Annotated in this window: 18 protein-coding genes; 11 read left to right on the forward strand and 7 right to left on the reverse strand. The window is 74.2% G+C overall.

All coding sequences use genetic code 11. From position 1 onward, the window contains the following. Window positions 1-33: 33 nt before the first annotated feature. Window positions 34-594: a TetR/AcrR family transcriptional regulator gene (locus GPA02_RS10020; RefSeq protein ID WP_162457745.1), complete on the forward strand. Its 561-nt coding sequence runs from the start codon at window positions 34-36 to the stop codon at window positions 592-594. Between the two features lie 18 nt (window positions 595-612). Here the strand turns inward: GPA02_RS10020 and GPA02_RS10025 are convergent, their stop codons facing one another. After that, entirely contained in the window at window positions 613-1,992 is a 1,380-nt protein-coding gene (locus tag GPA02_RS10025; RefSeq protein WP_156199782.1) for a DHA2 family efflux MFS transporter permease subunit, read from the reverse strand. 61 nt (window positions 1,993-2,053) lie between these two features. On the opposite strand from GPA02_RS10025, the gene GPA02_RS10030 reads away from it, so the two are divergent. Further along, the gene (locus GPA02_RS10030) at window positions 2,054-2,671 is read left to right on the forward strand and encodes a TetR/AcrR family transcriptional regulator (protein ID WP_156199783.1); all 618 of its coding nucleotides are present in this window, start codon (window positions 2,054-2,056) and stop codon (window positions 2,669-2,671) included. A gap of 33 nt (window positions 2,672-2,704) precedes the next feature. Here the strand turns inward: GPA02_RS10030 and GPA02_RS10035 are convergent, their stop codons facing one another. After that, the gene (locus GPA02_RS10035) at window positions 2,705-3,676 is read right to left on the reverse strand and encodes a PfkB family carbohydrate kinase (protein ID WP_156199784.1); all 972 of its coding nucleotides are present in this window, start codon (window positions 3,674-3,676) and stop codon (window positions 2,705-2,707) included. Window positions 3,677-3,726: 50 nt separating this feature from the next. On the opposite strand from GPA02_RS10035, the gene GPA02_RS10040 reads away from it, so the two are divergent. The 4 genes from GPA02_RS10040 (at window position 3,727) to GPA02_RS10055 (ending at window position 10,026) form a co-directional block, all read left to right on the forward strand. Further along, complete coding sequence (locus GPA02_RS10040) at window positions 3,727-4,431, forward strand: hypothetical protein (RefSeq protein WP_156199785.1); 705 nt, start codon at window positions 3,727-3,729, stop codon at window positions 4,429-4,431. A gap of 99 nt (window positions 4,432-4,530) precedes the next feature. Further along, window positions 4,531-8,250 carry a methionine synthase gene (gene metH, locus GPA02_RS10045; RefSeq protein WP_460361602.1) on the forward strand — a complete coding sequence of 1,240 codons (3,720 nt, stop codon included), beginning with the start codon at window positions 4,531-4,533 and terminating at the stop codon, window positions 8,248-8,250. Window positions 8,251-8,404: 154 nt separating this feature from the next. Then, a complete protein-coding gene (locus tag GPA02_RS10050) occupies window positions 8,405-8,794 on the forward strand; it encodes a YciI family protein (RefSeq protein WP_156199787.1) in 390 nt (129 codons plus the stop codon). Further along, complete coding sequence (locus GPA02_RS10055; protein ID WP_156199788.1) at window positions 8,791-10,026, forward strand: RNA polymerase sigma factor; 1,236 nt, start codon at window positions 8,791-8,793, stop codon at window positions 10,024-10,026. The genes GPA02_RS10050 and GPA02_RS10055 overlap by 4 nt, the downstream gene beginning before the upstream one ends. Window positions 10,027-10,090: 64 nt before the next feature. Here the strand turns inward: GPA02_RS10055 and GPA02_RS10060 are convergent, their stop codons facing one another. Continuing rightward, window positions 10,091-11,554 carry a catalase gene (locus GPA02_RS10060; RefSeq protein ID WP_156199789.1) on the reverse strand — a complete coding sequence of 488 codons (1,464 nt, stop codon included), beginning with the start codon at window positions 11,552-11,554 and terminating at the stop codon, window positions 10,091-10,093. 64 nt (window positions 11,555-11,618) lie between these two features. After that, window positions 11,619-12,065 (reverse strand): Fur family transcriptional regulator, encoded by a 447-nt coding sequence (locus GPA02_RS10065; protein WP_156199790.1) that lies wholly within the window; start codon window positions 12,063-12,065, stop codon window positions 11,619-11,621. A 147-nt stretch (window positions 12,066-12,212) separates the two neighbouring features. Between GPA02_RS10065 and GPA02_RS10070 the strand changes: the two genes are divergently transcribed. Both GPA02_RS10070 and GPA02_RS10075 read left to right on the forward strand, forming a co-directional pair. Further along, on the forward strand, window positions 12,213-12,548 hold the full coding sequence (locus GPA02_RS10070; protein ID WP_156199791.1) for a YnfA family protein: 336 nt from the start codon (window positions 12,213-12,215) through the stop codon (window positions 12,546-12,548). 74 nt (window positions 12,549-12,622) lie between these two features. Beyond that, window positions 12,623-13,471, forward strand: coding sequence for an SDR family oxidoreductase (locus tag GPA02_RS10075; RefSeq protein WP_156199792.1), 849 nt, complete (start codon window positions 12,623-12,625; stop codon window positions 13,469-13,471). Window positions 13,472-13,526: 55 nt separating this feature from the next. Here the strand turns inward: GPA02_RS10075 and GPA02_RS10080 are convergent, their stop codons facing one another. Then, window positions 13,527-14,357 carry an MBL fold metallo-hydrolase gene (locus GPA02_RS10080; RefSeq protein WP_156199793.1) on the reverse strand — a complete coding sequence of 277 codons (831 nt, stop codon included), beginning with the start codon at window positions 14,355-14,357 and terminating at the stop codon, window positions 13,527-13,529. 203 nt (window positions 14,358-14,560) lie between these two features. Between GPA02_RS10080 and GPA02_RS10085 the strand changes: the two genes are divergently transcribed. Continuing rightward, the gene (locus tag GPA02_RS10085) at window positions 14,561-15,805 is read left to right on the forward strand and encodes an arginine deiminase (RefSeq protein ID WP_156199794.1); all 1,245 of its coding nucleotides are present in this window, start codon (window positions 14,561-14,563) and stop codon (window positions 15,803-15,805) included. Between the two features lies 1 nt (window position 15,806). On the opposite strand, the gene GPA02_RS10090 is transcribed toward GPA02_RS10085, so the two are convergent. Further along, entirely contained in the window at window positions 15,807-18,599 is a 2,793-nt protein-coding gene (locus GPA02_RS10090; RefSeq protein ID WP_156199795.1) for an HAD-IC family P-type ATPase, read from the reverse strand. Window positions 18,600-18,651: 52 nt separating this feature from the next. Between GPA02_RS10090 and GPA02_RS10095 the strand changes: the two genes are divergently transcribed. Then, window positions 18,652-19,257 carry a class I SAM-dependent methyltransferase gene (locus GPA02_RS10095; RefSeq protein ID WP_156199796.1) on the forward strand — a complete coding sequence of 202 codons (606 nt, stop codon included), beginning with the start codon at window positions 18,652-18,654 and terminating at the stop codon, window positions 19,255-19,257. Here GPA02_RS10095 and GPA02_RS10100 read toward each other — a convergent pair. Next, on the reverse strand, window positions 19,244-19,444 hold the full coding sequence (locus GPA02_RS10100) for a PLDc N-terminal domain-containing protein (RefSeq protein WP_162457746.1): 201 nt from the start codon (window positions 19,442-19,444) through the stop codon (window positions 19,244-19,246). The genes GPA02_RS10095 and GPA02_RS10100 overlap by 14 nt on opposite strands. Window positions 19,445-19,627: 183 nt before the next feature. Here GPA02_RS10100 and GPA02_RS10105 point away from each other — a divergent pair, with 183 nt between their 5' ends. Then, window positions 19,628-19,927, forward strand: a complete 300-nt coding sequence (locus tag GPA02_RS10105) for a hypothetical protein (protein WP_156199798.1) — start codon at window positions 19,628-19,630, stop codon at window positions 19,925-19,927. The last annotated feature ends 24 nt before the right edge of the window (window positions 19,928-19,951 follow it).

Genomic DNA, 19,951 nt, shown 5'->3' on the forward strand with positions numbered 1-19,951 from the left:
GTGTTGAGCGTCACGGTGTGGGACCATGCGGGCGTGGACCCTCGCATCGCCCGGACGCGGCGCAGCCTGCGCGAGGCCCTCTTCGCACTCGCCCGCGAGCGCCCGCTGGACGAGATCTCGGTGTCTGACATCGCCGAGCGCGCGGGCGTCAACCGCAGCACCTACTACCAGCACTACTCCGACAAGAACACCCTCCTCGCCGACGCGCTGGACGCCGTCATCGACGAGGCGATCGGTGCCGACGAGGCGGCGATCACCGAGGCGGAGGGCGCGCGGATCCTGCTCGAGTACCTGCGTCACGTCGAGGCCAACGCCGACCTCTACCGGATGCTGCTGGGCGAGAACGGCTCCGCCGCGATCCAGGTGCGGATGTCGCGGCGGCTGCAGTCGATCATCGTCGCCGCGGTCGAGCGCGGCGGCCCGCACGACCTCGTCGGGGTGCCGACCGAGCTCGCGGCGGCCGCGATCTCGGGCGCAGCGCTCGCCACGATCCGCGCCTGGCTCGACATCTCCCCGCTCCCGACGGCGGACGTCGCCGCCGGCTGGGTCTGGATCGTCATCAAGGGGTCGGGGCTGATCAGCGAGGACGGCTGACGCCACGCAGACCGGCGCTCACGCCGTCGGCCGGCCCGGGAGCAACCGCGACAGCGCGACCGCGACCACGGCCAGCGCCGCGACGACCACGTACGCGACGCCACCGGGATCGCTCGCGGTCGCGGTGAGGAACCCGACGATCGTGACGCCGGCCGACGCGAACAGCTGGACCACGATGAACAGGGCCGCCGTGCCCTGGGCGATCGAGGCCTCCGGCAGCACGCGGTACACGCTCGCGAACGACGGCGCGGCGACGCACCCGAAGCCCAGACCGAGGACGAGCAGCACCGCCAGCACGGCCGGCACCGGCCAGACCTGCCGCACCAGCACGACCGTCACCGCGGCGACCGCGGTGACCGAGGCCCCGCCCACGACCAGCACCCGGGTGCCGAGCGCGTCGCTCGCCCGGCCGCCCAGCGTCATCGACACCATCAGCCCCACGCCGAGCACCGCGACCGGGAGCCCCGCCCACGCGGCGCCGAGCCCGAGGTCGCGCACCGCCACCACGGGCAGCACCGTGAGCTGGGTGTACATCGTCAGCCCCACGGTGCTCATGACCGCGAGCGCGGCCGCGAACGCACGGATCCTCAGCAGGCCGACGTCGAGCAACGGACGGGCGTGCCGACGGGCGTGGGCGACGTAGGCGGTGAGGAGCGCGGCGCCGAGGGCGACGAGCACGGCCACGAGGCCCGGGGGTGCGCCGACGCCCCAGCGGTTGAGGCCGAGCAGCACCAGCACGAACCCCGGCGGGAGCAGCAGCAGCCCGACGACGTCGACGCCCGCACCGGCTGCCGTCCCGCGCACACGCGGCAGCAGCCGCCACGCGACGACACCGGTGACCAGCCCGAGCGGGACGTTCACCCAGAAGATCCAGCGCCACTGCTCCGCCGCCACCAGCGCACTCCCGACGAGCGGCCCGACCACGGGACCGGCGTTGATGACCAGCGACATCAGTCCCATCACGCGCCCGAGGCGCGGCTTCGGGGCGATCGCGCCGACGATCGCGAGCGACGCAGGCTCGAGCATGCCGCCGGCCAGGCCCTGGACGAAGCGGAAGACGACCATGCTCGGCAGGTCCCATGCGAAGCCCGACAGCACCGACCCGGCCACGAAGCCCACCAGGCCCACCTGCAGCACACGCGTCGATCCCCACCGGTCGGTGAGCCAGCCGACCAGCGGCACCGACACCGAGGCGGCGACGAGGTAGACGGTCGTCACCCACACGACGCCCGAGATCGAGGTGCCCAGCTCGGGCGCGAGCGCCTCGAGCGCGGCGGTCACGGTCGTGCCGTTGAGCACCGCCATGAGAGCGGCGAGCGACATCGCCGCCAGCACGAGCCTCTGCTGCGTTCCCCAGACCTCGACGGGACGGGGCTCCGTCGTCGTTCTAACTGTCACGGTCGCCAACTTAACTGTACGGTGTAGTCAAGTGTCAAGACCCGTCGGGTAGGCTCGGGTCATGGTGGAGACGGCGTTGCGCACCGACAAGCGCCGGGCGATCCTCGACGCCGCCGGACCGGTGTTCGGCGACGTCGGGTACGAGCGCGCGAGCGTGGACGCGATCGCCGCCGCCGCCGGCGTCTCCAAGCCGACGATCTACGCCTACTTCGGCAGCAAGGAGCAGCTGTTCCGCGACACCCTGGCCGACATCGCGCGACAGCTCTACGAGGCGTCCTACGACGCCGTCCGCGACCTCGACCTCGGGGCCGATCGCTGGCGTGCCGCCCTGCACGACCTCGCCTACGCCCTGGCGGCGCCCCACCGCTCCGGGTGCACCGCCTCGCTGTCGCGGCTCGCCCTCGCCGAGAGCCGGCGCGACCCCGAGGTCGTCACGCTCGTGCAGAGAGCGGGCTACGAGCCCGTCCTCGAGGCCCTCGCCGGACGCCTCGCGATGCTCGCGAACACCGGGGCGCTGCGCATCCCGGACGCCTCGCTCGCCGCGCGCCACCTGCTCGCGCTCACGCAGGCGACGCTCGCCGACCTGACCGGATGCGGCGCGCACGCCGGCGACGACGGTGCCGTCCGCGCGGCGACCGACGCGGGCGTCGACGTCTTCCTGCGGGCGTACGAGGCCTGACCTGCTCGACGCCGCCCGGCGGACCTGCGGCGGTCAGATCGCGGCGAGGAACGCGTCGATCTCCGCCGCCGTCGGTGCCGTGGCGGGACCCCGCCGGGTCACCTTGATGGCGCCCGCGGCGTTCGCGCGGGTCGCGGCGACCTCCCAGGCCGTGCCGCGCGCGACCTCCGCGACCAGCACCCCGGTGTGGGTGTCGCCCGCACCGTTGGTGTCGACCGGCGTCTGCGGGAAGCCGTGGAACGTCGTCGTCCGGCCGTCGGCGTGCACCACGCACCCCGCGGGGCCGTCGCGCACGACGACGACGGCGCCGTCGGGCAGCGCGGCCGCGACCGCGGGTGCCGCGTCGGCGATCGGCATCGCCTCGGTGCCGGGCGCCCGGAGCGGGTCGCCCGCGGCCCGGCGCGCGAGGTCGTCGGCCTCGTCGGCGTTGCCGGTCCACACGCCGGTGCGCCGGAGGCAGGCGTCGAGCGTCGCGTCGTCGAGCTCGGCGAACGGCGCACCCGGGTCGACGACGACCAGCGCGTCGACCGGCAGCTGCCCGAGCCAGGCGACCAGCGGGTCGCGGGTCGCCCCGAACATGCTGTAGCCGCTCACGCACACGACGTCGCCCGGCGCCGGCCGGGCCGTCGCCAGGCTGGCCACGGTGATGCGCCGCTCGGCGCCCTGCACCGTGATGAACGTGCGCTCGGCGCTCGGCTCCAGCAGCACCAGGCAGGTGCCGGTGTCGGCGTCCGGCACCGGGGGCGAGCTCACCGCCACGCCCTCGGCCGCGAGCGTCTCGCGCACCAGGTCGCCGTTCGGGCCGGTGCCGACGCTGCCCGCGTGCACGCAGGCCGCGCCCGAGCGGGCCGCGGCCAGCAGCACGTTGACCGCCGACGCCGCGTACCGGGTCCTGCTCATCGCGACGGCGTTGGCTCCGCGCTCGGGAAGACCCGGGATCTCGACGACCTCGTCGACCAGCGCCTGGGCCGTGTGGATCACGCGCGGCGCGGCAGTGCCCGTCATGACGCCTACCGTAGGGGAGCCACCGCGCACACCGGCCACCGGAGGAACCGATGCCAGCCCCGCTCGTCGCGCTCGCGGTCGTGGCCGCGGCTGCGGGCGTCGTGGGCGGGCTGCGCGCCCGCGGCTCGATGCGCCGGCACGCCCAAGCCCACGGGTGGCTGTACTCCGAGCAGGACGACGCGCTGGCGGCCGCGTGGACGCTGCCACCGTTCGCCCACCCGCCGGCGCCGGGCGACCTGGACACCGGTCCGGTCCGCCGCAACGCCCGGATGCGGCAGGTCGCGCGGTTCGTCGTCGAGGGGTCCGAGGCCGCGGCCCTCACCTTCGAGCACACGCACGGCGACGTCGTCAACCGCTACCAGGTGGCGGCGCTGCGCACCGGGCAGGGCCTGCCCCGCACGATGCTGCGCGCGGGCATCGACGCCTTCGTGCTGCCCGGCTACGCGGGGTTGCACCGGGTGCGCGAGCCCCGCGTCCAGGTGCGCAACGGCGTCCTCGCGGTGCTCAGCGAGGACCCGCGCGCCGTCGAGACGCTGCCGGTGCGCTCCGTCGCCGGCGACCTCGCCGTCGACCGGCAGCTCACCGTCGTCGCCGACGGCGACTGGCTCTACGCCTACCGCCCCACCCCGGGGCCGCCGTGGCGGGCGGAGGCGATGATCGACGTGCTGCGGCGGTTCGCGCGCGCCGTCGGCGAGCCGCGCTGGCCGCGGGAGGACCCGGGCGCGCCGTCCACATACGTGTACGGCGCGGCCTGAGCCCGCGACGACGCGGCCGCCGTGCCTAGACTGCCGAGGTCCCTCGGGCGGCCGGCCCGAGCCGCCCGGCACCCACGCCACCGCCCCGAAGGCATGCCCGTGACCGACACCGCCCTCGTCCGCCCGGACGCCACCGATGCGCTCACCGCGCTGCTGCGCGAGCGCGTCCTGGTCCTCGACGGCGCGATGGGCACGATGATCCAGCGGCACGGCCTGTCCGAGGCCGACTACCGCGGCGACCGGTTCGCCGACTGGCCCAGCGACCTCAAGGGCAACAACGACCTGCTGGTGCTCACCCAGCCGGTGCTCGTGCGCGACATCCACGCCGCCTACCTCGACGCGGGCGCGGACCTCGTGGAGACCAACACCTTCAACGCGCAGCGCATCTCGCTCGCCGACTACGGCATGGAGGCCCTCGCCCGCGAGATGAACCTCGCCGCCGCGAGGCTCGCGCGCGAGGCGTGCGACGCCGCCGAGGCCACCGACGGCCGCCCGCGCTTCGTCGCGGGCGCGCTCGGCCCCACCAACCGGACGGCGTCGATCTCCCCCGACGTCAACGACCCCGCCGCCCGCAACGTCACGTTCGGCGAGCTGGTGGACGCCTACCTCGAGCAGGCGGAAGGGCTCGTCGACGGCGGCGCCGACCTGCTGCTCGTCGAGACCATCTTCGACACCCTCAACGCCAAGGCGGCGATCTTCGCGCTCGAGACCCTGTTCGAGCAGCGTGGCCGCCGCTGGCCGGTCATCGTCTCCGGGACGATCACCGACGCCTCGGGCCGCACCCTCTCGGGCCAGGTGACGGAAGCGTTCTGGAACTCGGTGCGGCACGCCCGCCCGCTCGCCGTCGGGCTCAACTGCGCCCTCGGCGTCGAGGAGATGCGGCCCTACCTGGCCGAGCTCTCGCGGGTCGCCGACACCTTCGTCTCCTGCTACCCCAACGCCGGTCTGCCCAACGCGTTCGGCGAGTACGACGACACCCCGGAGTCGATGGCGGCCGTCGTCGCCGAGCTCGGCCGCTCCGGCCTCCTCAACGTCGTCGGCGGCTGCTGCGGCACGACGCCCGACCACATCGCGGCGTTCGCGGAGGCCGTGCGCGACGCCGTGCCGCGTCGCCCCGCCGAGCCCTCCCCCGCGCTGCGGCTCGCCGGGCTGGAGCCGCTCACGATCGACGCCGACTCGCTGTTCGTCAACGTCGGCGAGCGCACGAACATCACCGGCTCCGCCCGGTTCCGCCGGCTGATCCGCGACGGCGACTACGCCGCCGCGCTCGCCGTCGCCCGTCAGCAGGTCGAGGCCGGCGCCCAGGTCATCGACGTCAACATGGACGAGGGCATGATCGACGGCGTCGCGGCCATGGACCGGTTCCTGCGCCTGGTCGCCTCCGAGCCCGACATCAGCCGCGTCCCGGTGATGGTCGACTCCTCGAAGTGGGAGGTCATCGAGGCCGGGCTGCGCTGCGTGCAGGGCAAGCCGATCGTCAACTCGATCTCCCTCAAGGAGGGCGAGGAGTCGTTCGTCGCGCAGGCGCGGCTGTGCCGGCGGTACGGGGCCGCCGTCGTCGTCATGGCGTTCGACGAGAACGGCCAGGCGGACGACCTGGAGCGGCGCAAGGAGATCTGCTCGCGGGCCTACCGGATCCTCGTCGAGGAGGTCGGGTTCCCGCCCGAGGACATCATCTTCGACCCCAACGTGTTCGCGATCGCGACCGGCATCGAGGAGCACGCCCGGTACGGGCTCGACTTCATCGAGGCCACCCGCTGGATCAAGGAGAACCTGCCGGGTGCGCTCGTCAGCGGCGGCGTCTCGAACGTCTCGTTCTCCTTCCGCGGCAACAACGCGGTGCGCGAGGCGATCCACGCCGTCTTCCTCTTCCACGCGATCCGCGCCGGCATGGACATGGGGATCGTCAACGCGGGTGCGCTCGCCGTCTACGACGAGATCGACCCCGAGCTGCGCGAGCGCATCGAGGACGCGGTGCTCGACCGCCGCCCCGACGCCGCCGAGCGGCTGCTGGAGATCGCCGGCGAGTACGCCGACAGCGGCGCGGCGGCCGAGGCCACGCTCGAGCAGTGGCGCTCGCTGCCGGTGCGGGAGCGGATCACGCACGCGCTGGTCAAGGGCATCGACGACCACGTCGTCGACGACACCGAGGAGCTGCGCCAGGAGATCGCGGCCGCCGGCGGGCGACCGCTCGAGGTCATCGAGGGCCCGCTCATGGACGGCATGGGCGTCGTGGGCGACCTGTTCGGCGCCGGGAAGATGTTCCTGCCGCAGGTCGTGAAGTCCGCGCGCGTCATGAAGAAGGCGGTCGCCCACCTCGTGCCCTACATCGAGGCCGAGAAGTCCGACGACGCACCGGCCCGCGGCACGATCGTCATGGCGACGGTCAAGGGCGACGTGCACGACATCGGCAAGAACATCGTGGGCGTCGTGCTGCAGTGCAACAACTACGAGGTCGTCGACCTCGGGGTGATGGTGCCGGCGCAGAAGATCCTCGACACCGCGCGCGAGGTCGGCGCCGACGCCATCGGGCTGTCGGGGCTCATCACGCCGTCGCTGGACGAGATGGTCCACGTCGCCTCCGAGATGCAGCGGCAGGGCTTCACGATCCCGCTGCTCATCGGTGGCGCGACGACGTCGCGAGCGCACACCGCCGTCAAGATCTCGCCGCGCTACGAGCACCCGGTGGTGTGGGTGAAGGACGCCTCGCGCGCCGTCCCGGTGGTGGCGGCGCTGCTGTCCGACGACCGCCGCGACGCGCTCGTGGCCGATGTCGCGCGCGACTACGACGCGCTGCGCGCGCGCCACGCGGCGAAGAAGGACGACCGCCCGATCGTGCCGCTGGAGGTCGCCCGCGAGCGCCGCACCCCGATCGTCTGGGAGGGCTACACGCCGCCCGCCCCGCGGCAGCCCGGCGTGCACACGTTCACCGACTACCCGCTCGCGGAGCTGCGCTCCTACATCGACTGGAGCCCGTTCTTCGCCTCCTGGGAGCTGCGCGGCCGGTTCCCCGACATCCTCCACAACCCGGCGACGTCGGAGGCGGCGCGCAGGCTGTGGGACGACGCGCAGCGGATGCTCGACACGATCGTCGAGGAGGGGTGGCTGCGGGCGTCCGGCACCGTCGGGCTGTTCCCGGCCAACGCCGTCGGGGACGACGTGGTGGTGTGGACCGACGAGGAGCGCACCGAGCCGCTGACGACGCTGCACCACCTGCGCCAGCAGGGCGAGCACCGCGAGGGCGTCCCCAACCGCTGCCTGTCCGACTACGTCGCCCCGGTCGAGACCGGGCTCCCCGACCACGTCGGGGCGTTCGCGGTGACGGCGGGGCTCGGGGCCGCCGAGAAGGTCGCCGAGCTGCGCGCGGCGCTCGACGACTACTCCGCGATCCTGCTCGAGTCGCTCGCCGACCGGCTCGCGGAGGCCTTCGCCGAGCGGATGCACCAGCGCGTCCGTACCGAGCTCTGGGGCTACGCACCCGAGGAGACGCTCGACAACGACGCCCTCATCGCCGAGAGCTACCGCGGCATCCGGCCCGCCCCCGGCTACCCGGCGTGCCCCGAGCACACCGAGAAGCGCACGATCTGGGAGCTGCTGGACGTGCGCGCGAGCACCGGCATCGAGCTGACCGAGTCGATGGCGATGTGGCCCGGGGCGTCGGTGAGCGGGTTCTACTTCTCGCACCCGGAGTCGCGCTACTTCGTCGTCGGCCGGCTCGGCCGCGACCAGGTGGCCGACTACGCCGCCCGCAAGGGGTGGACCCTCGCCGAGGCGGAGCGGTGGCTCGCCCCCAACCTCGGCTACGACCCGGAGGACTGAGCCGGTCCGCGACGCGGATCGGTCGCTCGACGGCGTGACAAACGGTTGCACCGGGGTCGCGAGCGCATCGAGCGACGGGTTCGGGCCGCGTGTCTGTCGGGCGTGGTCTCGATCGTCACTTCCGTGCACGGACCGAGACGAGGAGGATGACGACATGCGGTACGCACTGCTGCTGCACTACCCGGAGATGAGCGCCGAGGAGCTGGGCGAGGAGGCCCTCGCCGAGGGGATGGCGGCGTTCGACGCCTACGCCAAGGCGCTCGACGCCGCCGGGGTGCTCAGGTCGGCCGAGGTGCTCACACCCAGCTCGACCACGACGACGATCACGCGCGCGACCGGCGAGCTGCTCGTCCAGGACGGCCCGTTCGCCGACACCAAGGAGCAGCTCGGCGGGATCGTCGTCATCGACGTGCCGGACCTCGACGCCGCGCTCGCCTGGGCGGAGAAGGCGCCGGTCGCCGAGTACGGCCACGTCGAGATCAGGCCGAGCGCCACGAGGTTCCTCGACGGCGCCTGGACCCCGTGGACGTACCCGGGGGCGTGACGGCGACGCCGTCGCCGCAGGTGCGGGCGGCCGAGGTCGCCCGCACCTCCTACGGCCGTCTGCTGGCGCTGGTGGCTGCCGGCACCCGTGACCTCGCGCTCGCCGAGGACGTGCTGGCCGACGCGTTCGAGCGGGCCCTGCGGACCTGGCCCGAGACCGGCGTCCCGGACAACCCGGTCGGGTGGCTGCTCACCGTGGCGCAGAACCGGCACCGCGACGTGCTCGGCTCGGCCGCGGTGCGCACCGCGGCGCCGCTCGCACAGGCACCCGAGCACGCCGTGCCGGCCGACCTCGACCCCGACCGGATCCCCGACAAGCGGCTCGAGCTGCTGTTCGTGTGCGCGCACCCCGCGATCGACCGGGCGATCCGCACGCCGTTGATGCTCAGCACGGTGCTCGGCATCGAGGCGACGCGGATCGCGGCCGCCTTCGCGCTGCCGACCACCACCGTCTCGCAGCGGCTGGTACGTGCGAAGCGCCGGATCCGCGACGCGGGCATCCCCTTCGTCGTGCCGAGCCTGGGCGACGTGCCGGCTCGACGCGACGCCGTGCTCGAGGCGGTCTACGGCGCCTACGCGATCGAGTGGCAGGTCGCGGGCGCGCAGGAGCGCACGTCGCTCGCCGACGAGGCCCGCTACCTCGCGGTGCTGCTGGCGTCGCTGCTCGACGACGCCGAGGCCTGCGGGCTCGCGTCGCTGATCTCGTTCGCGGCCTCGCGCGCCCGGGCTCGCGAGGTCGACGGCCGGTTCGTGCCGCTCGAGGAGCAGGACCCGGCAGCGTGGGACGACGGCCTGGTCGCCGACGGCGAGCGGCTGCTCGCGCGGGCCACCCTGCTCCGCGAGCGCTCGGGCGAGCCGATCGGCCGGTTCCAGCTCGAGGCCGCGCTGCAGGCGGCCCACGCCGCGCGGCGGCGCACCGGGAGGGTCGACCGGGACGGCGTGCTGCGGCTGACGGAGGCGCTGGTGACCCTGGCCCCCACCGCCGGTGCGCGGGTGGCGCTCGCCGCGGCCAGCGCCCGGGTGCACGGGCCCGAGGCGGGTCTCGCGCTGCTCGACGGCGACCCCGACCCGCGGCTGCCGAGGTTCCAGCCGGCATGGGCGACCCGGGCGCGGCTGCTGGCCGACGCCGGGCGCGTCGCGCACGCACGCGACGCCTACGACCGCGCGATCTCGCTGACGACCGAGCCCGCGGTGCGGGTCTTCCTCGAGGAACGTCGCCGGGCGCTCGGCTGACGCACGCGCGAGGGCCCCCGGGGTGTGTCCCCGGGGGCCCTCGACGCTCAGGTGCCGGACCGGCTCAGGCGGAGGCCCCGGCGGCGCCGACACGCTGCCGCAGCGTGGCGCCGAGGCCGGCGTCGACGGCGGTCCAGTAGCCGAAGAAGTTCTCCAGCACGACGTCGTGCGCGATCGCGCGACCCTGCCCGGTGAGGGTGTCGACGAAACGGCTCCGCGCGCCGTCGTCGAACACCTCACGGTAGAGCGTGCCCGCCTGACCGAAGTCGTCGTCCTCGGCGTGCAGCGTGTACGCCGAGCGGACGAGCTCGCCGTCGGACTCCCACGAGGAGTCCACCGGGCCGGTCTCGTCCGACCAGGACTCGCCGAAGGAGTTCGGGGCGTAGACCGGGGCGGCGCCGCGGTGCTCGTAGGTCATCGCGCCCTCGAAGTTGTACGACTTCACCTCGTTGATCGGCTTGTTGACCGGGAGCTGCTGGAAGTTGGTGCCGATCCGGTAGCGCTGGGCGTCGGCGTAGGCGAACGTCCGGCCCAGCAGCATCTTGTCCGGGCTCAGCCCGGTGCCCGGCACCATGTTCGCCGGCGAGAACGCGGCCTGCTCGATCTGGGCGAAGAAGTTCGTCGGGTTCTCGTTCAGGGTCAGCGTGCCGACCTTGATGCGGGGGTAGTCCTTCTTCGAGATCGTCTTGGTGAGGTCGAAGATGTTGAAGCGGTAGTCGCGCGCCTCGGCGTAGGGCACCACCTGCACGTACAGGTCCCAGCGCGGCAGCTCGCCCCGCTCGATGCTCTCGAAGAGGTCGCGGCGGTGGTGGTCGGCGTCGAGACCGGCCATCCGCTCGGCGTCCTCGGCCGTGAAGCTCTCGACGCCCTGCTGGGAGACGAAGTGGTACTTCACCCAGAACTTCTCGCCCGCCGCGTTGACCCACATGTAGGTGTGCGACCCGTAGCCGTTCATGTGCCGCCACGTCTTCGGCAGGCCGCGGTCGCCCATGAGGTAGGTGACCTGGTGGGCGCTCTCGGGGTTGCGGGTCCAGAAGTCCCACTGCATCGTCGCGTCCCGCAGGCCGGAGTCCGGCAGCCGCTTCTGCGACCGGATGAAGTGCGGGAACTTCATGGGGTCGCGCACGAAGAAGATCGGGGTGTTGTTGCCGACGATGTCGAGGTTGCCCTCCTCCGTGTAGAGCTTGAGGGCGAAGCCGCGCACGTCGCGCCACGTGTCGGGCGACCCGAGCTCGCCGGCGACGGTCGAGAAGCGCAGCAGAACGCGCGTCCTCGCCCCGGACTGGAACAGCGCGGCCTTCGTGAAGGCCGAGACGTCCTCGGTGACGACGAACTCGCCGAAGGCACCGGCACCCTTCGCGTGCGGGCGCCGCTCCGGCACGTTCATCCGGTTGAAGTGCTGCAGGGTCTCGACCAGCTGGTGGTCGTGCAGCACGATCGGCCCGTCGGGCCCGACGGTCAGGGAGTTGCGGTCGCTGACGGCGGGGATGCCTGCCTGGGTGGTGGAACCGGTGCCGTGGTCGGACACAGATGCTCGCTCTCTACTCGGATGGGCGTCGGCCGGCGGCCGACGCAGGGCTGCGGGCGCGGCGTCAGAGCGCCGAGCGCTGCCGGCAGTCGCGGCACAGGCCGCGGAACAGGACGTCGGCGACGGCGATGTCCATGTCGTGGGTGTCACTGGGGTGCAGGCACGGGGCCGCACCGACGGCGCACGGGACGTCCTCGACGCGACCGCACCCCGTGCACATGACGTGGTGGTGGTTGTCGCGTCGCTCCAGCTCGTACCGGCTCGCCTGCCCGGGCAGGTCGAGCCGTGACACCAGACCGGCGGCCAGCAGGTCGGCCACCACGAGGTAGACGGCCTGGAAGCTGACCTTGGGCAGCTCGTCCCTCAGCGAGGTGACGATGTCGTCGACGGTGGCGTGCCGGTGGACGGCCAGCGCCCGCAACGTCGCGACCCGCTGCCGCGTCACCCGCAGACCCGCGCCCCGGAGCAGGCCGGTGGCCTCCTCAGAGGTCAGGACGGCGGTGACGGGCATGCCGCCACCGTAGCCCGTTTTCTTGATCTATTCAAAACAAAGGTCCGGTTGCGGGACGCGTGGCATGCTCCCGTGGCACCAGCGGCTCCCGTCGCGCACCGGACGCGCCCGTGCCCGAGAGCCGGCCCGCCGACCCTGGAGGTAGCGATGCCCCTCGCCCGCTCGATCGTCCTGTTCGCCGCGGCGGCGCTGCTCGAGATCGGGGGTGCCTGGCTCGTGTGGCAGGGAGTGCGCGAGCACCGGGGCTGGGCCTGGATCGGCGCGGGCGTGATCGCGCTCGGGCTCTACGGCTTCGTCGCCACGCTGCAGCCGGACGCGCACTTCGGTCGGATCCTCGCCGCGTACGGAGGCGTGTTCGTCGTCGGGTCGCTGCTGTGGGGCGTCGTCGCCGACGGGTTCGAGCCCGACCGGTGGGACGTCACGGGCGCGCTGCTCTGCCTGGCGGGCGTCGCCGTGATCATGTACGCACCCCGGCCGGTGTGAGACGCGCCTCGTCGGGAAGCAGGTGCGGCGCGACGTCGTTGCACAGGGCGTCGTCGTCACCTGGAGGAGACCTCATGACCGTTCTCGTCACCGGCGCCACCGGGCACCTGGGCCCGCTCGTCGTGCAGCGCCTGCTGGCGCGCGGGGCCGCGCCGTCGGACGTCGTGGGCGCCGCCCGCCGACCCGAGCGCGCACAGCTGCCCGACGGCGTCGCCGTCGTCGAGCTCGACTACGACCGCCCCGAGACGCTCGGGCCCGCGCTCGCAGGGGTCGACACCCTCGTGCTCGTCTCCGCGTCCGAGCCCGGCCGGCGCGCGCAGCAGCACGGCGCGGTGATCGAGGCGGCCGAGGCCGCGGGCGTGCGCCGCCTCGTCTACACCAGCCTCCTGCGCGCGGACACCTCGCCGCTGCCGCTCGCGCCCGAGCACGTGGCCACCGAGCAGCGGCTGGCGGCCTCGGGCCTCGCGGTCACCGTGCTGCGCAACTCCTGGTACCACGAGAACTACGGGCCCGACCTCGCCCGGGCCCGCGAGACCGGCGTCGTCACGTCGGGCACCGGCACGGGCCGGGTCGCGAGCGCGAGCCGGGAGGACTACGCCGACGCGGCCGCCGTCGTCGCGCTCGACGACGCCCACGCGGGAGCCACCTACGAGCTGGCCGGCGATCACGCGTGGGACTACGCCGAGCTCGCCGCGACGATCGGCGAGATCCTCGGTCGCGAGGTCACCTACCAGGCGCTCACCCAGGCCGAGCAGGTCGAGGCGCTGCGTGCCGCCGGTCTCGACGAGACGAGCGCCGGGTTCGTGGCCGCGCTGGACGCCGGCATCGCGGCCGGTGCGCTCGACACCGACGACCGCACGCTGTCCCGGCTGATCGGGCGCCCGACCACGCCGCTGGCGCAGACGCTGCGCAGCCTCGCCTGACGGGGCGGCCGGGCGGCCGCCCGCTCGACGACGGCCGCCCGGACCGTCGGTGACCTCAGCCAGCGGCCGCGTGCAGGCGTCGCGGGCCGAAGCGCGCGGCCTGCCCGGCGTGGATGTCGGCCACCCACTCCCAGCCGGGGTCGGGTGCGCCGAGCCGGCGGTCCTCGGGCACGCGCCCGTCGCGGAGCGCGAGCACGTAGGCGCGGTCGGCGGCGACCCGCTCGCGCAGCGCGGCGCCGGTGCCGACCGACCCGTGACCGGGCACGACGACGTCCACCCGGTCCGCGACGGTCGCGAGCGCGTCCAGCCCTGCCAGGTACTCGGCCACCGGGTCCTCGGAGACGTCGGGGTCGTCCAGCATCGGGACGAAGAGGTCGGAGAGCATGTCGCCGGCGACCAGCGTGCGACTGCCCGGCACGAGCAGCGCCGCGTGCCCCGGCGCGTGGGCGAGGTGCTCGACGATCTCCACGCGCGGACCGTCCCACGGGATCGTCGTCGCACCGGCGGGCAGCGGGTCGATCAGCCCGAAGAGGTCGAGCGGCACGTCGCCGGCGATCTCCTCGGGCAGGCTCTCGGCGGCACGCGCCCGCCAGCGCGGGTCGGCCCGCAGGTCGCCCATGACCTGCCGGCACAGCCGGGTGCCGTAGCGCGGGACGTCGCCGAGATCGGGGTGCCAGAGCACGTGGTCCCAGTCGGGGTGGGTCGCGAACCCCGCGACGACCGGCAGCCCGCGCTCGGCGAGGTCGCGCACGAGGCAGGTGAGCTCGGCCTCCGTGAGCCCGGGGTCGACGACCAGCGCACCGGACGGCGCGACGACGACGACCGTGTTGTTGCGCAGCAGCGCGCTGCTGTGCACGAGCACGCCGTCCGCGACCTCCCTCAGCATCCGGGCCGCCTCCTTCCGCCGTCGCGCCGGCCCTCGGCGCGACCTCAGTGTGCGGGTGCGACCGGTTCGGCCGACAGGGCCAGTCGCGCACCCGCGAACCGGACCAGCCGGGCGTGCTGCGCCGGCCGGCCGAGGGGTCCACGCGCCGCCTCGACCGCCGCCCGCGTGGCAGGCTGGGGGTCGGCAGCGGGAGGAGACGGACGATGACGACGGCGCCGACGACCCTGGGCGTGCACTCCGAGGTGGGCAGGCTGCGCAAGGTGCTGGTGTGCGCCCCCGGCCTGGCGCACGAGCGGCTCACCCCGACGAGCTCGAAGGAGCTGCTGTTCGACGACGTCATGTGGGTCGAGACCGCGCAGCGCGACCACGCGGACTTCGTCGCCCAGCTGCGCGAGCGCGACGTCGAGGTCGTCGAGCTGCACGAGCTGCTGGCCGAGACGCTCGCGATCCCCGAGGCGCGCACCTGGGTGCTCGACCGGCGGGTCGTCGCGAACAGGGTCGGGCTCGGGCTCGTCGAGGGCACGCGCGCCTACCTGGACTCGCTGTCGCCCGCGGCGCTCGCGCGGTTCCTCGTCGGCGGTCTCACCACCACCGACCTGCCACCGGACTTCCGCACCGGCGAGGTCGCGCTGGCGGAGCAGTCGCACGGCGACCGGGACTACCTGATCCCGCCGCTGCCGAACACGCTCTACACGCGCGACACGACGTGCTGGATCTACGGGGGCGTCACCCTCAACCCGCTGTACTGGCCCGCGCGCCACGACGAGACCCTGCTCATGCAGGCGGTGTACACGTTCCACCCGGACTACGCCGGTTCGCGCGTGTGGTGGGGCGACGCCGAGGCCGACTGGGGGCAGGCGAGCCTCGAGGGCGGCGACGTGATGCCGGTGGGCGACGGCGTCGTGCTGATCGGGATGAGCGAGCGCACCTCGCGGCAGGCGATCACGCAGCTGGCGAGGGCCTTGTTCGACGCCGGGGCGGCGCACCACGTCGTCGTCGCGGGGATGCCGCGGCTGCGGGCCGCGATGCACCTCGACACCGTGTTCACGTTCGCCGACCGCGACCTGGCGGTGGTGCACCCCGCGATCGTCGACCACATCAACCCGTTCTCGCTGCGCCCCTCCGACCGCGCGCCGGGTGTGGAGGTCGTCGACGAGCGCGGCTCGTCGTTCGTCGACGTCGTCGCGCGCGCCATGGGGCTGCCGCGGCTGCGGGTGGTCGCGACCCCGGGCGACGACTACGCCTCGGAGCGGCAGCAGTGGGACAGCGCGAACAACGCGGTCGCCGTCGAGCCGGGCGTGGTGTTCACCTACGACCGCAACACCCTGACCAACGCGGCGCTGCGGCAGGCGGGTGTCGAGGTGGTGACGATCGTCGGGGCCGAGCTCGGGCGCGGGCGCGGCGGTGGCCACTGCATGACGTGCCCCCTGGTGCGCGACCCGGTCTGAGTCAGCCGCGGCGCGCGGGGCCGCGGCGGTGCGCCGTGCCCGGGTGCCGCCGGGTGAGCGCCTTGACGGCCTCGACCGCCAGCAGCACCAGCACCGCGAGACCCGCCGTCACGGCCCACTCCAGCGCCCCGATCGGCGCCGACCCGAACCAGGTGTGCATGAACGGCGCGTACGTGAACAGCACCTGCAGCACCAGCAGCGCGCCAGCCGACACCCAGATCGCGCGGTTGCCCACGAGCACCCGTGGCGTGAGTGCGGAGCCGTACAGGAACCGGCAGCTGAGCAGGAACGCGAGCTGGCCGAGCGCCAGCATGAGCACCGCCGTCGTCTGCGCGGCGGCGAGGTCGCCGAAGGTCCACCGGTGCCACAGGAACGCCGCGAGCGCGGCGCCGCCGATCGCGGCCGAGCCGGCGAGGACCACCACGAGCGCACGGGGCGAGAGCACGTGCTCGGCGCGCGAGCGCGGGGGCCGCCGCATGATGCCGGGCTCGGCCGGCTCGCCGGCGAGCGCCAGGGAGAGCGTCAGCGAGGTGACGAGGTTGACCCACAGGATCTGCACCGGCGACAGCGGCAGCGTGAACCCCAGCAGCACCGCCGTGAGCACGACGAGCGACTGCGCGCCGTTGGTCGGCAGCAGGAACACGACCGACTTGCGGATGTTGTCGTAGATCCGCCGCCCCTCCTCGACCGCGCGCACGATGGTGGCGAAGTTGTCGTCGGCAAGGACGATGTCGGCGGCCTCCTTGGTGGCCTCGGTGCCCTTGACGCCCATCGCGACGCCGACGTCGGCGCGTGTGATCGAGGGGGCGTCGTTGACGCCGTCGCCGGTCATCGCGGCGACCTCGCCATGGCTCTGCAGGGCGCGCACGATGCGCAGCTTGTGCTCGGGCGAGGTGCGCGCGAACACGTCGACGTCGCGCACGACCCGGCGCAGCTCGTCCTGGGTCATCGCCTCGAGCTCGGGGCCGGTGAGCGCGGGTGGCGCGTCGTCGGGCGCGACGATCCCGAGGCGGCGCGCGATCGCGACGGCGGTGCCCTTGTGGTCGCCCGTGATCATCTTCACCGCGATGCCGGCCTCGTGGGCCTCGGCGACGGCGACCGCCGCCTCGGGCCGCGGCGGGTCGACGATGCCGACGAGACCGAGGAAGGTGAGGCCGGCCAGGTCGTCCAGGCCGAGGGTGCTCAGGTCGTCGGCCGGCCGGTGGGCGACGCCGACCACGCGCAGCCCGTCGGCGGACAGCGCGTCGATGCGGCGGGACCACGCGGCGCGGTCCAGCGGCACCGGCCCGTCGGGGCCGAGCTCGTGACGCGAGCGGTCGAGCAGCGGGCCGGGGGCGCCGAGCAGGTGCACGCGCCGCGTCGGGGTGCCGGCACCGGCCGCGGCGCCGAGGTCGTCGAGCGTCGCCGAGATCTTGTGCGAGGACTCGAACGGCACCTGTGCGAGCCGGGTGACGTCGTCGAGCGGGGCGCCCGCCTTGAGCGCGAGCACGTCGACGGCGCCCTCCGTCGGCTGGCCGACGACGCGCCAGCCGTCCTCGCCGCGCTCGACGCGCGCGTCGTTGCAGGAGCCGCCCGCCACGACGAGCGCGGCGAGGTCAGGGTGATCGGCGAGCGACGGCGTCGCGCCGTCGTGCACGACCCGACCGGTGGGTGCGTACCCGGTGCCCTCGACCTCGTACCGGGCGACGGCGGTGACCACGACGGTGGCGGTCATCTCGTTCTGGGTGAGCGTGCCGGTCTTGTCGGAGCAGATCGTCGTGACCGACCCCAGCGTCTCGACCGCGGCCATGCGGCGGGTGATCGCGCGGCGGGCGGCCATCTGCTGCACCCCGAGCGCGAGCGTGATCGTCACGAGCGCGGGCAGACCCTCGGGGACGGCGGCGACCGCGAACCCGATCGCCGCGGAGATCAGCTCCTCGACCGTGAAGTCGTGCACGAGCCGCCCGACCAGGAGCATCGCGAGCGCCAGCAGGCCGATGCCGACGGAGAGCTGCTTGCCGAGGTGCGCGAGCTGGCGGGCGAGCGGGGTGTCGAGCTGTTCCTGCTGCGACACCAGCGCCGAGATGTGCCCGATCTCCGTGGCCGGCCCGGTGCCGACGACGACGCCGGTGGCGGCCCCGGAGGCGACGATCGTGCCCGAGAACAGCATGCTGGCGCGGTCGCCGACCCCGCTGTCCTCGGCGACCGGGGCGACCTGCTTGGTCGCGGGCTCGGACTCGCCGGTGAGGGCGGACTCGTCGACCTGCACGTCGGTCTGGTGGAGCAGCCGGAGGTCGGCGGGGACGCGGTCGCCGCTGCGGACGCGGACGACGTCGCCCCGCACGAGCGTCGCGGCGTCGACGACGTGCCACGCCCCGTCGCGCAGCACCTGCGCGTCGAGGGACTGCATGCGCCGCAGCCCGGCGAGCGCGCTCGCGGCCCGGCCCTCCTGCACGAAGCCGATCACGGCGGTCGCGACGACGACCGCGGCGATGACCGCGAAGTCGATCCACTCGGCGGTGATCGCCTTGAGCGCGGCGGCGGCGAGCAGGATGTAGACGAGCACGTCGTCCAGGTGGGCGAGCAGCCGCCGCCACCAGGGCCGGGGCGGGGTCTCCGGCAGCTCGTTGCGGCCGTCGCGGGCGAGCCGCGCCTCGGCCTCGACGGTGCTCAGCCCGCCGCGGTCGGCGTCGAGGGCTGCGAGCACGGCGGCAGGCTCGGCAGCCCAGGGCGTCGTGGTCGCCGCGGTGGCGTCGGTGGTCGTCGGGCACCTCCCGCTCGGTGGCCACCATCCTGGCGCATCACCGGCGCCCACGGGCGGGACCTAGAGCCCGAGGGCCCGCCGTCGAGCGCGTCAGAATGGGAGCGTGGTCGAGAAGAGCCTGTGGACGCGTCGTGTCGAGGAGAACCCGGAGCACTCGCACTGGTACGTGCAGCGGTTCCGGACGATGGCGGCCGCGGGTGAGGACCTGCACGGCGAGGCGAGGCTGGTCGACGCGATGGTGCCGCGGGGCGCGCGGGTCCTCGACGCCGGCTGCGGTCCCGGCCGGGTGGGTGGCGAGCTCGCGCGGCGCGGCCACACGGTGGTGGGGGTCGACGTCGACCCTGTGCTGATCGAGGGGGCCGAGGCCGACCACCCCGGGCCGACGTGGCTCGTGCAGGACCTGGCGACGCTCGACCTCGCGGCCGCGGGCGTCACCGAGCCGTTCGACGTCGTCGTCTCGGCCGGGAACGTCATGGCCTTCCTGGCACCGAGCACGCGCGGCACGGTGCTGCGCAACCTCGCTGCGCACCTCGCCCCGGAGGGCCGGCTCGTCGTCGGCTTCGGCGCCGGGCGCGGCTACCCGTTCGAGGAGTTCTTCGCCGACGCCGAGGCCGCCGGCCTGCGCCGCGACGTGACGCTGGCGACGTGGGACCTGCGGCCGTGGACGCCCGACGCCGACTTCCTCGTCGCGGTGCTCAGCCGGGGGTAGCGCGGGGGCGAACCGCGAACCAGGTGAGCGCGCCGAGCACTGGCAGCGCGAGCACGACGAGCGTCCATGCGAGCTGCGCCAGCGTGGACAGACGGGGCGTGCGGTTGATCTGCACGACCGCGACGACGGCGGCGACCAGCACGCCGAGGACCGCTGCCGACCAGACCCAGTCGTAGACGGGGGGCACGAAGAGCTCCACCTCCCCAGGCTCTCACCCATGGGCCGGATGTGACCGCTGCTTGACCGCTTCTCGCGGCACGCATGGCACACCCATGTCGTGGACCAGGTCTTTTCTCGACCGTCGCGTGACCACCAAGGTCGCAAGGACTCGCGGGCGCGACGGCTCGGGAGCACCACGGTCGGGGGCTGCATGCGCGGGCGCGCGGCTGTCGTCGAAGGGCGCGCAGGCCGCGCCCAGGTCGCTGCACGAGGGCGCGTCGGCGCAGCCGTCGCGGTCGCTGCCGCGCTCGGCGTCGCCGGCCTGGCGGCGCCCGCTGCCGCCGTGGACGTCACCTGGTTCGTCGACGCCGGCGCCGGGGTGGACGTCGAGGGCTGCGGCGAGGCTCCCGGTCCCGCCGCCTGCGCGACCATCGGCGCCGCGCTCGAGCGCGTGACCGCCGGTGACGTCGTCGAGATCGCCGCCGGCTGGGAGGCGCCACGCTGCTGGTGACCCGACGCCGCCGGTCCTGAGCCT

It is taken from the genome of Actinotalea caeni (genome assembly GCF_009733795.1).
Taxonomy (GTDB): domain Bacteria; phylum Actinomycetota; class Actinomycetes; order Actinomycetales; family Beutenbergiaceae; genus Pseudactinotalea; species Pseudactinotalea caeni.